At 36.8% G+C, this 14,282-nt stretch carries 15 protein-coding genes; 7 read left to right on the top strand and 8 right to left on the bottom strand.

Features of this window, described 5'->3' with window-relative positions; all coding sequences use genetic code 11:
- Positions 1-70: 70 nt before the first annotated feature.
- A complete protein-coding gene (rpsT, locus tag SKM54_RS09035; RefSeq protein ID WP_004696602.1) occupies positions 71-337 on the bottom strand; it encodes a 30S ribosomal protein S20 in 267 nt (88 codons plus the stop codon).
- Between the two features lie 215 nt (positions 338-552).
- Here rpsT and SKM54_RS09030 point away from each other — a divergent pair, with 215 nt between their 5' ends.
- The 7 genes from SKM54_RS09030 to SKM54_RS09000 all read left to right on the top strand — a co-directional run bounded on the left by SKM54_RS09030 (position 553) and on the right by SKM54_RS09000 (position 8,756).
- The gene (locus tag SKM54_RS09030; RefSeq protein ID WP_321095197.1) at positions 553-1,218 is read left to right on the top strand and encodes a Rossmann-fold NAD(P)-binding domain-containing protein; all 666 of its coding nucleotides are present in this window, start codon (positions 553-555) and stop codon (positions 1,216-1,218) included.
- Between the two features lie 12 nt (positions 1,219-1,230).
- The gene (rraA, locus tag SKM54_RS09025; RefSeq protein WP_321095196.1) at positions 1,231-1,743 is read left to right on the top strand and encodes a ribonuclease E activity regulator RraA; all 513 of its coding nucleotides are present in this window, start codon (positions 1,231-1,233) and stop codon (positions 1,741-1,743) included.
- Between the two features lie 169 nt (positions 1,744-1,912).
- Positions 1,913-2,269, top strand: coding sequence for a hypothetical protein (locus SKM54_RS09020; RefSeq protein WP_321095195.1), 357 nt, complete (start codon positions 1,913-1,915; stop codon positions 2,267-2,269).
- 13 nt (positions 2,270-2,282) lie between these two features.
- Positions 2,283-3,050, top strand: coding sequence for a hypothetical protein (locus SKM54_RS09015; protein WP_321095194.1), 768 nt, complete (start codon positions 2,283-2,285; stop codon positions 3,048-3,050).
- 88 nt (positions 3,051-3,138) lie between these two features.
- Positions 3,139-6,603: a transcription-repair coupling factor gene (gene mfd, locus SKM54_RS09010; RefSeq protein ID WP_321095193.1), complete on the top strand. Its 3,465-nt coding sequence runs from the start codon at positions 3,139-3,141 to the stop codon at positions 6,601-6,603.
- Positions 6,604-6,816: 213 nt separating this feature from the next.
- Positions 6,817-7,251, top strand: coding sequence for an HIT domain-containing protein (locus tag SKM54_RS09005; protein WP_154772940.1), 435 nt, complete (start codon positions 6,817-6,819; stop codon positions 7,249-7,251).
- 56 nt (positions 7,252-7,307) lie between these two features.
- Positions 7,308-8,756 (top strand): adenylate/guanylate cyclase domain-containing protein, encoded by a 1,449-nt coding sequence (locus tag SKM54_RS09000; RefSeq protein WP_154772910.1) that lies wholly within the window; start codon positions 7,308-7,310, stop codon positions 8,754-8,756.
- A 64-nt stretch (positions 8,757-8,820) separates the two neighbouring features.
- On the opposite strand, the gene fdx is transcribed toward SKM54_RS09000, so the two are convergent.
- The 7 genes from fdx to SKM54_RS08965 all read right to left on the bottom strand — a co-directional run bounded on the left by fdx (position 8,821) and on the right by SKM54_RS08965 (position 14,264).
- On the bottom strand, positions 8,821-9,159 hold the full coding sequence (gene fdx / locus SKM54_RS08995) for an ISC system 2Fe-2S type ferredoxin (protein WP_154772909.1): 339 nt from the start codon (positions 9,157-9,159) through the stop codon (positions 8,821-8,823).
- Positions 9,160-9,174: 15 nt separating this feature from the next.
- Positions 9,175-11,034 (bottom strand): Fe-S protein assembly chaperone HscA, encoded by a 1,860-nt coding sequence (hscA, locus tag SKM54_RS08990; protein WP_321095192.1) that lies wholly within the window; start codon positions 11,032-11,034, stop codon positions 9,175-9,177.
- Positions 11,035-11,111: 77 nt separating this feature from the next.
- Positions 11,112-11,627, bottom strand: coding sequence for a Fe-S protein assembly co-chaperone HscB (gene hscB / locus SKM54_RS08985; RefSeq protein ID WP_321095191.1), 516 nt, complete (start codon positions 11,625-11,627; stop codon positions 11,112-11,114).
- 98 nt (positions 11,628-11,725) lie between these two features.
- On the bottom strand, positions 11,726-12,046 hold the full coding sequence (iscA, locus tag SKM54_RS08980) for an iron-sulfur cluster assembly protein IscA (RefSeq protein WP_154772906.1): 321 nt from the start codon (positions 12,044-12,046) through the stop codon (positions 11,726-11,728).
- Between the two features lie 37 nt (positions 12,047-12,083).
- Complete coding sequence (gene iscU / locus SKM54_RS08975) at positions 12,084-12,470, bottom strand: Fe-S cluster assembly scaffold IscU (protein ID WP_154772905.1); 387 nt, start codon at positions 12,468-12,470, stop codon at positions 12,084-12,086.
- A 101-nt stretch (positions 12,471-12,571) separates the two neighbouring features.
- Positions 12,572-13,789, bottom strand: a complete 1,218-nt coding sequence (locus SKM54_RS08970) for an IscS subfamily cysteine desulfurase (protein WP_154772904.1) — start codon at positions 13,787-13,789, stop codon at positions 12,572-12,574.
- A gap of 1 nt (position 13,790) precedes the next feature.
- Positions 13,791-14,264, bottom strand: a complete 474-nt coding sequence (locus SKM54_RS08965) for an Rrf2 family transcriptional regulator (RefSeq protein WP_154772903.1) — start codon at positions 14,262-14,264, stop codon at positions 13,791-13,793.
- Positions 14,265-14,282: the final 18 nt, after the last annotated feature.

The raw sequence follows: 14,282 nt of genomic DNA, 5'->3' as shown, positions 1-14,282 counted from the left end.
TGGATAAGTGGTATTTATAAATCAACAGACATAAAAAAAGCCCTAAAAGGGCTTTTTTTACTGCAACAAATTAGTTAGCTAATGCTTTAACTTGTGCGTTTAAACGGCTCTTATGACGAGCAGCTTTGTTTTTATGGATGATACCTTTATCAGCCATACGGTCGATCACAGGTACAGCAGTTTTGTACGCTTCAGATGCAACAGCATAGTCGCCAGCAGCAATAGCAGCTACTGTACGTTTGATGTAAGTACGAACCATAGAACGCAAGCTTGCGTTGTGTTTACGTGCTTTAACGTTTTGACGAGCACGTTTTTTAGCTTGAGCAGAGTTTGCCACTCGTGCACTCCTTGAATTAGATTGGTCTGGGCGGGCTGAAATTGCATCTGAAAACCATCTCCAGAAGAATGATCACCAGCCCGTAAACAAGTGCCATATTTTGATTAAATAATGCAGTTAAGTCAAGTCTTGACTTGGTTTGAGTACATTTTAGATGAAGAAAAATGGCAAATAAAGCATTATATTAAGGAATATTAAATAGGTTTGCTTTTAAAATGATCAACTCTATAAAAAGTGCAATCGTCATAGGTGCAACAGGTTTGGTGGGAAAGCGTTTGCTTTATCTGCTCAATGAATCGAAAAGATGTGACAAAATAACAGCAATTGTTCGCAGTGAAAATGAAGAGCTAAAAAAATTAAAAAAAGTGCATCAAATTGTGTTGAACGACTTTTTTTTACTCAATAGAGCAAATATTGAAGAATATACACATGCATTTAGTTGTTTGGGTACCACAATTAAAAAGGTAGGTTCTAAAGATAACTTCTACCAAATTGATTACGAAATGAATGCACATTTTGCAAATTTATTTCAAAATACAGAAACTCACTATTTACTTATTAGTGCTTTGGGTGCAAATGCTCAATCAAAATTTTTCTATAACCAAGTGAAAGGTCAATTGGAGCAATATATTCAAAGTTTAGCGCTTTCAAAAGTTTCGATTATTCAGCCTTCGTTATTATTGGGTCATCGAGATGAACAGCGAACTTTGGAAGATTTCACTCAAAAGTTATATTTAAAATTTTCGCATTTAGTTCCAAATACTTTTAAATATAAACCTGTAACATCGGAACAGGTAGCTCATACTATGGTCGAGGCTGCGTGTTATCAAACCGAAAAATTAAAAATTTATGATAATTTAGCGATACATCAAATTAAATAAAAGGGTATCGCTGTGTCAAATGTAGCATTCGTAACTTGTGATTTATTGGATGATCATCCTGACTTAGACATTCAAGTGGTGATTCCATCTTTAGATGGTAAGTTTTTTAAAAGTTATGGTGCGCGAAAAACATTTGGTGGTGAAGTTGTCACAGCTAAATGTTTTGAAGATAACTCTCGTGTAAAAGAGTTGTTGGCAACAGATGGTACAGGAAAGGTTTTGGTTGTAGATGGTGGGGCATCTATGCGCTGTGCCTTAATGGGCGATATGATTGCAGAGTCTGCTGTAAAAAATCATTGGAATGGTGTGATTATTTACGGATGTGTGCGTGATGTAGATGCAATTGCTGAGCTTGATTTAGGTGTGCATGCATTGGCAGCTATTCCACAAAAGAGTAACCGTAAAGGTGCAGGTGAAGTTGATCTTGAAATTTCCTTTGGAAATGTTTGCTTTAATTCAGGTGACTTTGTGTATGCAGACAATAATGGCATTGTTGTATCTAAAACAAAGCTAGTTGATCTTTAAGTTAAAGGTTTAGATATCTGCTTAGTTATAATTAATTCAGAGTTTTAAATGGCGAACTTAAAGAGTTCGTCATTTTTTATGTCTATCAAGGAAGTAATAAAATAAGTCGCTTAAATGTATTTAGCGGAATAAGATATAAAGCAGTGTGCTGTATGAAGTTTGAGTTGAAATGCTAAATAAAATTGCCGATTTTTTCAAAAGTGATAAAGAAACACCTGAGCAGATTTTTTTAAAGGAAAATCATATTGAATATAATGCCGAGCAGGGCTTTACTATAGATGGTGTTATTATCAATGAATGGTCGGAACGCTTAGAGTATTTGTCGAATCGTAGGTTGAAAAAATTTGATGATTTAAAAGCACTTTATGATGCAGGAATGATTATTAATGAAAAGATAGACTTGGAAATTGCATCTCAAAATTTTGTTGCGCGTTTAGGAAATACACAAGAAAACTTAACTGAGCTTAAACAGATGGTTAAATTACTCAATGAATATTATCGAAACTTTTTAAGAGATAAAAAATAGAAAGGATTTAATAATGGGTGTAGCTGCTGGTGGATTTATTATTCCATTTGATGGAACGCTTGAAGATGCTTGTAATTTATTAATAAAAATAGAAAGTATTCCTTTATATAAACTACATGAAAACTATGTAGATACACGGAATAAAAATTACTTTTCATTGTCATTAATAAATGGCTATCTAGTTGTTTTTCATGCAGATTACTATTTCAAAGCATTTAATGACCCAGCAAGGTGGGGGGAGAAACTCCGACTATTTGGGCTGTTAGATCAGGTCATTATGTTTGGAATATTTGATAGTGGTGGGCATTACGGATACTCCATATATCAAAATGCAAAGTTAATTCGTAACATTTCACAAGATGCTACTGATGATTATCAGATAGTTCAATTTGGTGATGTTTTAGATGTGGAAAAGGTGTGGTTAAATGCCGATATTTGTTATGAGTATTCATATTTAGATGAAAATGATGAATGGCAAGAAAAATTAATTGATGGTAAAGATCTAGACATCTCTAGTTTGGAGGAGGGTGAGATTGATGATTATCTTAGATGTCGATACACAGGAACTATTGATAATTCGATAGCAGAACATAGTTTAGTTTCTACCTTATTTTCAGATTTATGCCTCGAAATAATAAAAATAGATTTTATCTGTGAAAATATCAATATACATATGTTATTGAGTACATCGGAGGGTATAAGCCAAATTAAACAAGAAAGCGAAGAGACTGTAACAAAAGCTAGTTTTTTCACGAAAATAAAGCAACTTTGGAAAAAGTAATTAAGTTATGCAAATAAAAATTCATCTAAAGCAAAAAAGCATCGTGTTAAGATACGCCTCACGTTGTTTAACTTAAAAAGTCAGATAAATGTTCCAACAAGAAATAGCTCAACTCAATTTGCAACGCCTTAAAACAGGTGAAAAACGCTGGATAGGTAATTTACAAGGTTCTGCGGCAGCATTACTTTTCAAAGAAATCAGCAAGCAAAATAAGCAACTATTTATTCTTGTCGCGCGTAATAATCAGCATTTGGGACAACTAGAAAGCGAGCTTGAGTTTTACGGCATAAAACCAACAATTTTCCCCGATTGGGAAATTTTGCCCTATGACCGATTATCTCCACATCAAGATATTGTATCAGAGCGATTATCTATTTTATCGAATATGCCTACGCAGGGCATTTTACTTATTTCAGCAACAACTTTAGCGCAACGTGTTGCACCAACCACATGGGTTTTAGGTGAACATTTTGATATTAAAATTGGGCAAAAGTTTGACTTAGAAAAACAAAAAGTAAGACTTATTCAAGCAGGTTATCACCTTGTAGATACTGTATATGATCATGGTGAATTTGCTGTTCGTGGAAGCATTATGGATATATATGCTTCAGGGCAAAATGCACCCATTCGTATAGATTTATTTGATGATGAAGTTGAAAGTCTAAAATTCTTTGATTCTGAAACACAGCGTACAACAGAAGCATTAAAAGAATTTGTAGTTTTACCTGCAAAAGAATTTCCGCTTAAAGAAGGTCGTTCAATATTTAGAGACCGTTATGCAGAGGCTTTCCCATCTGCTAACCCTAAACGAAACCCAATTTATCAAGATGCTTTAGACGGAATTGCATCGCCAGGTTTGGAATATTATTTCCCATTGTTTTTTGAACAAAAAGACATGGAAAGCCAAAGTACGCTGTTATCTTACTTGCCAAAGAATGGCATTGTCATTACAGATTCGCATTTAGATGATGAATTAACCAATTATTGGAAAGATATTTTTCGTCGTTATGAAGATCGTCGTCACAATGCAGATCAGCCAATTTTGCCACCTGACCAATTATTTTTACAGCCAAATCAGGTGTTAGAGCAAATTAATAGTTTTGGTCGTATTGTTGCATCGGAAGTAGCATTTGATGAAAAATCAGGCGTTACCAATTTAAATACAGAAATTCCACCTCGTTTAGCTGTAGATCCTAAACAAGAACAGCCTTTTGCTGCGGTAAAAAAATATGTAGATGATGCAACTTATCCTGTCTTAATTGTGGCGGAAAGTGCAGGTCGACGTGAAACGCTAAAAGATGCATTGCGTGCATCTTTGGGGGATATTCCAAATGTAGATACGTTTGAACAATTTCAGACATCGTTGCAGTCTATTGCAATTACAAGTGCACCTTTAGATCGTGGTTTGGTAATTTCAGGACAACTCAGCGTTATTTCTGAAAATCAATTGTATGAACATCGTGTTGTTCAACGTCGTCGTAAACGTCAGCAAGAGGTTTCTGAAGAGTTCTTGGTTCGAAGTTTAACTGAACTAAGTATTGGCGCACCTGTTGTTCATATTGATTATGGCGTGGGGCGTTATGCAGGTTTAATTACCTTAAGTATTGATGATCAAGATCATGAGTTTTTACAGCTCGATTATGCTGATGCTGCCAAAGTTTATGTGCCTGTAACTAATTTACATTTAATTAGTCGTTATAGTGGTGGTGACCCAGACTTAGCGCCTTTACATAAGTTAGGTACAGATGCATGGTCAAAAGCCAAACGTAAAGCTCTAGAACAAATTCATGATGTTGCTGCAGAGCTTTTACATATTCAAGCACGTCGTCAATCTAAACCTGGTTTTGGTTTTGAACGTGATGAAAAGCTTTATATGCAATTTGCCTCAGGCTTTGCCTATGAAGAAACGCTAGATCAAGCAAATGCGATTGAAGCGACGCTTTATGATATGCAACTTGCCAAGCCAATGGATCGATTGGTGTGTGGTGATGTTGGCTTTGGTAAAACAGAGGTGGCAATGCGTGCTGCTTTTGTCGCAGTTCAAAACAATAAGCAAGTTGCGGTGCTTGTTCCAACCACGTTACTAGCACAACAGCATTATGAATCTTTTAAAGATCGTTTTGCAGATTGGCCTGTACGCATAGAAGTGCTTTCACGTTTTGGTTCAACAAAAACACATAACAAAACCATTGAAGATTTAGCCGATGGCAAAGTTGATATTGTGATTGGTACGCACAAAATATTGCAGGAAAACATTCAATTTAAAAACTTAGGTTTAATGATTGTCGATGAGGAACATCGTTTTGGTGTACGTGATAAAGAACGTATTAAAGCCATGCGTGCCGATGTTGATATGCTGACTTTAACGGCTACACCAATTCCACGAACCTTAAATATGGCATTTAGTGGAATGCGTGATTTATCTATTATTGCAACGCCACCTGCGCGACGTTTGGCAGTAAAAACTTTTGTGCAAGAACATACAGGCGATTCTGTTAAGGAGGCCATTTTACGTGAATTATTACGTGGTGGTCAGGTGTATTTCTTACATAACGAAGTAGATACCATTGAACGTACAGCAGAAAATATTCGTGATTTAGTGCCAGAAGCACGTGTGGCTGTGGCGCATGGTCAAATGCGTGAACGAGAACTTGAGCAAGTGATGCAACAGTTTTATCACAAACAATATAACGTACTCGTTTGTTCAACCATTATTGAAACAGGAATTGATGTTCCAAGTGCCAATACCATTATTATTGAACGTGCAGATAAACTAGGTTTAGCACAGTTACATCAACTTCGTGGTCGTGTAGGGCGTTCGCATCATCAAGCTTATGCATATTTGCTAGTACCATCAATTAAAGGTCTTAAAGGTGATGCAGAGAAACGCTTAGACGCAATTCAGCGTGCATCAACCTTAGGTGCAGGCTTTATGCTTGCAACGGAAGATTTAGAAATTCGTGGTGCAGGTGAATTACTTGGTGAACAACAAAGTGGTTCTATGCAAGCGATTGGTTATAGCTTGTATATGGAAATGCTTGAAAAGGCGACTAAAGCCATTCAAAAAGGTAAAACGCCAAACTTTGATGCGCCATTGTCATTAACTGCTGAAATTAATCTGCATATGCCTGCTCTAATACCAGATGATTATTTGGGAGATGTGCATCAACGCTTGTTGTTCTATAAGCGCATTAGTAATACAGATACACAAGAAAAACTCGATAATATTCGTATGGAATTAATTGATCGCTTTGGTATTCCGCCACAATCGGTTAAGCAATTATTTGCTGTGCATCAAATACGTTTAAAAGCTGAAACTTTGGGTATTACAAAAGTAGATATTGGTGGTAATGGTGGACATATCGAATTTTCTCCAGACACACCTGTACAGGCTATGAGTATTATTCAAATGATGCAAAAGCAACCTACTTATTACAGAATGGATGGTGGGCAGCGTTTAAAAGTCATGGTAATGCTTGAAGATTACACAAAGCGCTTACAGTTTATAAATGATCTTTTGAATCATTTAATTGCTGGGCTAAAAGCATCTTAATACGTTAAAGATAAAAATGTCATCGGTCATAAAATTTGTATTATTTTCAATAGATACTTGTATTTTTAGAGATAAAATATTAAATATGAATATATGACCGAGTTCAAAACAAATGAACTGATATTTGTATTGAAACACGCTATATAGAATATTCACACCCATTGGGATGTGATAGTATTAACCATCATTCTAATTTGCATCATTAATAAAGATATGTTTAGTTTGCATCCACAACTTGCTCAAGACACTTTTTTTGTCGGCGACTTTCCGTTATCAACATGTCGTTTAATGAATGATATGCAATTTCCTTGGCTTATTTTGATTCCACGTGTGCCAGGGATTACTGAACTATACGAACTTAGTCAGGCAGATCAAGAACAATTTTTACGTGAATCTAGTTGGTTATCTAGTCAATTATCACGCGTATTTCGTGCGGACAAAATGAATGTTGCTGCACTTGGGAACGTTGTTCCTCAGTTGCATTTTCATCACGTTGTTCGTTACCAAAATGATGTGGCTTGGCCTAAACCAGTTTGGGGCTCACAAGCAGTTCCTTATAGCAATGAAGTGCTTGCGCATATGCGTCAGACATTAATGCTTGCTCTACGTGGTCAAGGTGAAATGCCATTTGACTGGAGAATGGACTGATCGATTCTATTAAGCCACGGGTAATGTCGTGGCTTTAATCCTTGGGGAGAAAGGATTTGTCATTAGACAGTTGGATGGATAGAGATCCAAAGCAATTTGAATATCTACATAGGATTGTGGGATATAGTAGTCTTGCACTAATTCTTGTTGTCTATCACTTTACTTATCCTGAGACAACATACCAGCTGTACATCCCGATTTTTTTAACGCTTCTTCTAATTTTTACCCCTAAATTAAGCCAATGGCTTGAATATAAATATAATAGTTCACGTGTAAGGCGTAATGTTTTTTTTCTAATTGATATCGCAATTGTTGCCGTTACACTTTCTGCAATTCATTTGAATATCGTGCTAACTTTTTTGGCTTTGGTTTCGCTTTTATATACAGTTATTAATGTAAAAATTCCATTTGTAATTATTGCGATATCTGGGCTTTTTGGCATAGTCATATTCTATTTATCTAATATCTTTTTATTTGGTTTTGGTCCTTATTTTCAACAAACCAGCAACGAATTAACCATTCTTGCATTTTTGTGTGTTATTGGTTTTTTTGGAATGGGATCAATTTATCAAATTCGCCGTGTAAAAATGGCAGTTGCAAAACAAGAATATTATTATTCTCAAATGCACCGTTATATGGAGTTTGCGAATCAGCTAAGTCGTTATGCGCCTTTACAGTTGTGGCAATCGATTATGAAAGGTGAGTCAGAAGCTAAAATTGAATATAAGCGTAAGAAAATGACCATTTTCTTTTCAGATATTCAAGGTTTTACGGAGCTTTCAGAAACACTAATTCCAGATGATTTAGCATTCGTTTTAAATGACTATTTGAGTCATATGACTGAAATTGCAAAGCATTATGAAGCTACTGTCGATAAGTTTATGGGAGATGCCATTCTTATCTTCTTTGGTGATCCAAACTCTCAAGGTGCAGAGCAGGATGCCAAAATATGCGTAGAAATGGCAATTGCAATGCGTCAGCAAATGAAATTATTACGTGAACGTTGGATTAAAATGGGCTATCCAGCGTTACATATTCGCATGGGTATTAGTACAGGATATTGTCACGTAGGTAATTATGGCGCTGCATACCGAATGGCTTATACCATTGTTGGGCGTGATGCTAACTTAGCTGCGCGTTTACAAAGTGCTGCCGAAGTAGATGAAATTTTAGTGTCGGAAAGTACATATAATTTGGTGAAAAGTAGCTATTTATGTGCACCAAGAGCTCCTATTTCATTAAAAGGTATTCAGGAGCCTGTGCAAACTTGGCAGATCATGGAAAAATATAAATCAGATCTTACCGAATATCAGCAATGGTTTGATTATGAATATAAAGGTTTCCATTTGTTATTAAACTTTGATGAAGTACAAAATTTTGAATATTCAAAACTTATTCAAGTTTTGGAAAAAATGATTAAACGTATTCAAGTTCAACAAGCTTTAACAAACTCACAAGGTATTGTGAAACTTCGTTTGGCAGATGAAGTAATTGTTGAAGAATAGAGTTTTAAACTTTATTTAGAAATAAAAAAACCACGCTTCTGCGTGGTTTTTTAATGAAAATTACTTAGTGATTTTCAGAAGCATGGTTGATTGTGTATTTAGGAATTTCAACTTCTAAATCTTCATCAACAACTTTAACTTGGCAAGATAAACGTGAATCGGGTTGTAAGCCCCAAGCACGATCTAGCAAGTCAGCTTCTACATCATTCATTTCTTCTAAGCCATCGAAGCCTTTGCGTACAACAACGTGGCAAGTTGTGCATGCTGCTGACATATCGCAAGCATGCTCAATTTTAATCCCATTTTTTAGCAAGCTTTCGCAAAGATTGGCATTTTCTTCAACTTCAAACTCAGCACCTTCTGGGCAAATTTGCGCATGAGGAAGAACTTTAATACGTGGCATATTCTTTACCTTAAATTAGTTTGAGTTTGACCAGTCATCAAGCTTAGTGCCTTTTAAAGCAGCATCAATATGTTGATTCATGCGGGCAGCAGCAAATGCATCACTATGTATTTTAAGCTGTTCAACCGAATCTTCAATAGCTTTAATTTCTGATGTTTCAAGTTGTGTTTCTAAATGCTGTTTTGCGACATTTAGTTGGTTAAGTTGTTCGCTTGTTAAAAGGTGAGCATCTACTTTTAAAGCTTGTTCAAGTGCTTCTAGTTCACGTTTTGCTTCAACTTTAGTTTCTTGTAGGTGGCGAAGATTTTTATCTTCTTCAGCAAACTTGAAACCATCTACAAGCAAGCGCTCCATATCTGTATCAGATAAACCATAAGATGGTTTGATATCAATTTGTGCTTGAACGCCTGAAGTTGTTTCTTTAGCAGATACACTCAACAAACCATCAGCATCAACTTGGTAAGTCACTTCAATGCGTGCTTGACCTGCAGTCATTGGTGGAATACCACGAAGTATGAAACGACCTAAACTACGGCAATGTTCAACCAAGTCACGTTCGCCTTGAACCACGTGAATCAACATGGCAGTTTGACCATCTTGATAGGTTGTAAACTCTTGACGACGTGCAACAGGAATAGCGGTATTACGTGAAATTAAACGTTCAACCAATCCGCCCATGGTTTCTAAACCAAGAGATAGTGGTGTTACATCTAAAAGCAAAGAGCCGTCTTTAGAGTTACCAATGAGTTGGTTTGCTGTAATTGATGCACCAATTGCGACAACTTCATCTGGATTGATGGTGCAAAGAGGTTCTTGATTAAAGACTTCACGAACTGCTTTTTGAACCGCATACGAGCGGGTAGAGCCACCCACTAATACAACATTCTGAATATCATCTAAATCAAGTTTTGCATCGCGCATTACACGTTTGCAAACGCTAATAGTTTTATCTAAAGCAACTTTAATAATTTCTTCAAATGTTGGGCGATCTAAAATTAACGCTTGATCGGCAAGTTCTAACTTTACAGATTCTTGATCTGTTAAAGCTTCTTTTGCTTTGCGTGCAGATACAATTGCATGTGCGTATTCAGAATCGTCTAAAGTTTCAATATTGAGCTGTTTTTTTGCCCATTTTACAATAAGGCGATCTAAGTCATCGCCACCGAGCGCTGTATGTCCGCCTGTAGCTAAAACTTCAAACACGCCTTGTGAGAAACGTAAAATTGAAACGTCAAATGTACCGCCACCTAAATCATAAATCACATAGTTTTGATTTTGTTCTAAGTTTGCTTCTTGGTCTAAGCCATAAGCAACCGCAGCAGCAGTAGGCTCATTTAATAAACGTAAAACATTTAAACCAGCAAGCTGTGCAGCATCGCGTGTTGCTTGGCGTTGAGCTTCATCAAAATAAGCAGGAACTGTAATTACAGCACCGTTAATTGGGTTACCTAAGCTAGATTCTGCACGGTCTTTCAGTTGTTTTAAAATTTCAGCTGAAATTTCAACAGGTGTTTTATGACCTTGAGCAGTTTCAAATGCAGGCATTTGATTGTCTTCACCCAAAAGTGTGTAAGGGTGTTGGAACTTAATATCTACTTTTGAACGACCCATAAAACGTTTTACAGATGTAATTGTATTTTTAGGATCTGTCGTTAAAAAGGGTTTTGCTTCATCGCCAAAATACGTTGTTTGATTCGCATAATGCACGATAGATGGAAGTAACACACGGCCTTGTTCATCGTTGAGCACTTTGGCTTTACCTGAAAGAACCGTTGCTACCAATGAATGTGTTGTACCTAAATCGATACCAATCGCAATTCGGTGTTCATGCGGTGCACTTGATTGACCTGGTTCTGCAATTTGCAAGAGAGCCATTGTGTTACATCCTTTGCACGTTAAAAGTTAAAAATTTGAATAATTAAAGCGGAAGTAAAAATCCTAAAAATTAAGGATTAAAACTCATCATCTAAGTCGAAGTCTTCATCATCTAAGAAGCGATCTTCAGCTTTGTTGATGTCTGCTAAAACTTTTTGAAAGAAGCGTAATTTACGAACAGTATCGCGTGCTTCAGCCCAATCTTCATCATCGTAGTCAATTTTAAACTCACGAACTAAGCCATCAATCCACTGTTGAACTTCTTTTTTTAGAGATTGAAGATCATCGGCAGAGTGGGCTTCATCAAGTTGTTCACGAATTTCTAAAGCAGACTGAAGAAACTCAAAATCACCAATAGATTGATCTAAATGATAATCTTGCTTTTTTAAGCTAAGTAAATAAGCAGCGCGGCTATCTACACTTAATAACGCTTTGTAAGCTTGGTTGATTTCGCTCGATTTAATCAGTGCTTGATCTTTATCTTCAGCTTTATCTGGATGATATTGTTGTTGAAGTTTTAAAAATTCAGCTTTTAAAACGTCTAAATTAATATCAAGAACAACTGGAAGATTGAACAACTCAAAATGATTCATGGGAAATTGTGTCCACGATAAATTTGAAAATCATATAGATTAAATACGATTAAAACAGTGTTGGACACTGTTTTAATACGTTAAAAAGCAACTAAATATTAAACTGTGAAAGATTCACCACAGCCACATTCGCCTTTCTTATTTGGGTTGTTGAATTCGAAACCTTCATTTAAGCCATTTTTAACATAGTCCATCTCCATACCATCAAGATAAACCAAGCTTTTCGGGTCAACGAATACATTTACGCCATGCTGAACAAACATTTGGTCATGTGTATCGACTTCATCTACAAACTCGAGTACATAAGCCAAACCTGAACAGCCTGAAGTTTTCACACCAACGCGAATGCCTTCACCTTTACCACGATTTTTCAGGTAATTGCTGATGTGAGCAGCCGCATTTTCAGTTAAATTGATCATGAAAACTCCGTGATACTTTATTCAATACGCAAAATAATTAAGCTTTTGCTTTTTTGCTACGGTAGTCTTCTACAGCAGCTTTAATTGCATCTTCAGCTAAAACAGAGCAGTGTACTTTCACTGGTGGTAAAGCAAGTTCAGTTGCAATATCAATGTTCTTAATTTCTTGAGCTTGGTCTAGTGTTTTACCTTTTAGCCACTCTGTTACAAGAGAGCTAGAAGCAATTGCAGAACCACAGCCATAAGTTTTGAAACGTGCTTCTTCAATTACACCGTTGTCATCAACTTGGATTTGTAAGCGCATTACGTCACCACAAGCTGGTGCACCAACCATACCAGTACCAACATTTTCAGCGTTTTTGTCTAAAACACCAACATTACGAGGGTTTTCGTAATGATCAATTACTTTTTCGCTATAAGCCATGACGCGTCTCCAAAACTCGGGGTCAGCCAAATATTTAATGGGGATGAAATTACGTTAATCAATGAGATAACTTAAAGTTAAGTTATCTCATTTGGGGTGAATTAATGCTCAGCCCATTCAACAGTTGAAAGATCGATACCATCTTTGTACATATCCCAAAGAGGTGAAAGATCACGTAGTTTTTGAACAGCAGCCTTAGTTACTTCAAGAACCTGATCAATGTCTTCTTCAGTAGTGTATTTACCAAAGCTAAAACGAATTGAGCTATGCGCTAGTTCGTCTGAAAGACCTAATGCACGAAGTACATAAGATGGTTCTAAAGTTGCCGATGTACATGCAGAGCCTGAAGATACAGCAGCATCTTTTAATGACATCATTAAAGATTCGCCTTCAACAAAATTGAAGCTCGCATTTAAATAGTTCGCAACGCTTTGAGTTGGGTGACCATTTAAGAACACTTGTTCTAAATCTTGGAAGCCATTCCAAAGTTTGTCACGTAAAACACGAATACGTGCTTGTTCAGATGCTAGGTTTTTACCAGCAAGTTCAAAAGCTTCACCCATACCAACAATTTGGTGAGTTGCTAAAGTACCAGAACGCATACCACGTTCATGACCGCCACCATGAATTTGAGCTTTAAGACGAACACGTGGGCTACGACGAACAAATAGTGCGCCAATACCTTTAGGTCCGTAAATTTTGTGAGCAGAGAAGCTCATTAAATCAATTTTCATTGTAGAAAGATCGATTTCTACCTTACCAGCAGCTTGAGCAGCATCTACGTGGAAGAAAATTTTCTTAGCACGTGTGATTTCACCAATTGCAGCAACATCAGTCACAGTACCAATTTCGTTGTTTACCATCATAAGAGAAACAAGAATTGTATCTGGACGAATAGCAGCTTCAACCATTTCAGGTGTAATTAAACCTGTTTTTGGTTGTGGCTCGATATAGGTAATTTCGAAGCCTTCTTCTTCTAACTCACGGCAAGTGTCTAAAATTGCTTTATGTTCAATTTTACTTGTAACGATATGTTTGCCTTTAGATGCATAGAACTGAGCAACACCTTTAAGTGCAAGGTTATCAGATTCAGTTGCACCTGAAGTCCAAACGATTTCACGTGGGTCTGCTTTAATTAGATTTGCAACTTGCTCACGTGCATATTCAATTTTTTCTTCTGCTTGCCAACCGTAGGCATGAGAACGAGAAGCCGCATTACCAAAAGTGCCATCAAAAGTTAGACACTCCATCATGCGCTCTGCAACTTGAGGGTCAACAGGAGTTGTTGCTGCGTAATCTAGATAAATTGGACGTTTCATGTCAAATACCTGTAACCGATAGTAGGTCTGAATCAAAAGAAGCTGAGTTTTGGCGAATTGCAACGGTTTGAACGTTGTCTCGAGCTACAAGATCAGCAAGCGTGATTTTTGCTAGATAATCGGCAATGTGATGGGAGAGTTCTTGCCATAAATCATGTGTTAAGCACATTGCACCATTTTGGCAGTTGCCTTTATGGTCACAACGAGTTGCATCAACAGCTTCGTTTACGGCTTCGATGATAGCTAACATAGTAATCTCATCAGCACTACGCGCAAGGTGGTAACCACCATTAGCACCGCGGATACTTGAAACTAAGCCGTGACGCTTTAATTTAGCGAACAATTGTTCAAGGTAAGCCACAGAAATAGATTGACGAGATGCAATTTCAGCAAGAGTGATCGTTTGTTCAGTTGGCTGCAAAGCTAAATCAAGAAGAGCAGTCACTGCGTAGCGACCGCGAGTGGTTAAGCGCATGATTCGATACACATGGTT

Source organism: Acinetobacter faecalis (assembly GCF_034187745.1).
Taxonomy (GTDB): domain Bacteria; phylum Pseudomonadota; class Gammaproteobacteria; order Pseudomonadales; family Moraxellaceae; genus Acinetobacter; species Acinetobacter faecalis.
The sequence above is the reverse complement of the archived record's forward strand: the minus strand, read 5'-3'. Positions and strand labels throughout refer to the sequence as shown.

Excerpts from the sequence above, each read along its gene's own strand:
- mfd (WP_321095193.1), top strand. The coding sequence starts at position 3,139 with ATGTTCCAACAAGAAATAGCTCAACTCAATTTGCAACGCCTTAAAACA.
- SKM54_RS08970 (WP_154772904.1), bottom strand. The coding sequence starts at position 13,789 with ATGAAACGTCCAATTTATCTAGATTACGCAGCAACAACTCCTGTTGAC.
- fdx (WP_154772909.1), bottom strand. The coding sequence starts at position 9,159 with ATGCCACGTATTAAAGTTCTTCCTCATGCGCAAATTTGCCCAGAAGGT.
- iscU (WP_154772905.1), bottom strand. The coding sequence starts at position 12,470 with ATGGCTTATAGCGAAAAAGTAATTGATCATTACGAAAACCCTCGTAAT.
- SKM54_RS08965 (WP_154772903.1), bottom strand. The coding sequence starts at position 14,264 with ATGCGCTTAACCACTCGCGGTCGCTACGCAGTGACTGCTCTTCTTGAT.
- SKM54_RS09005 (WP_154772940.1), top strand. The coding sequence starts at position 6,817 with ATGTTTAGTTTGCATCCACAACTTGCTCAAGACACTTTTTTTGTCGGC.
- hscB (WP_321095191.1), bottom strand. The coding sequence starts at position 11,627 with ATGAATCATTTTGAGTTGTTCAATCTTCCAGTTGTTCTTGATATTAAT.
- SKM54_RS09015 (WP_321095194.1), top strand. The coding sequence starts at position 2,283 with ATGGGTGTAGCTGCTGGTGGATTTATTATTCCATTTGATGGAACGCTT.
- iscA (WP_154772906.1), bottom strand. The coding sequence starts at position 12,046 with ATGATCAATTTAACTGAAAATGCGGCTGCTCACATCAGCAATTACCTG.
- hscA (WP_321095192.1), bottom strand. The coding sequence starts at position 11,034 with ATGGCTCTCTTGCAAATTGCAGAACCAGGTCAATCAAGTGCACCGCAT.
- SKM54_RS09020 (WP_321095195.1), top strand. The coding sequence starts at position 1,913 with ATGCTAAATAAAATTGCCGATTTTTTCAAAAGTGATAAAGAAACACCT.
- SKM54_RS09030 (WP_321095197.1), top strand. The coding sequence starts at position 553 with ATGATCAACTCTATAAAAAGTGCAATCGTCATAGGTGCAACAGGTTTG.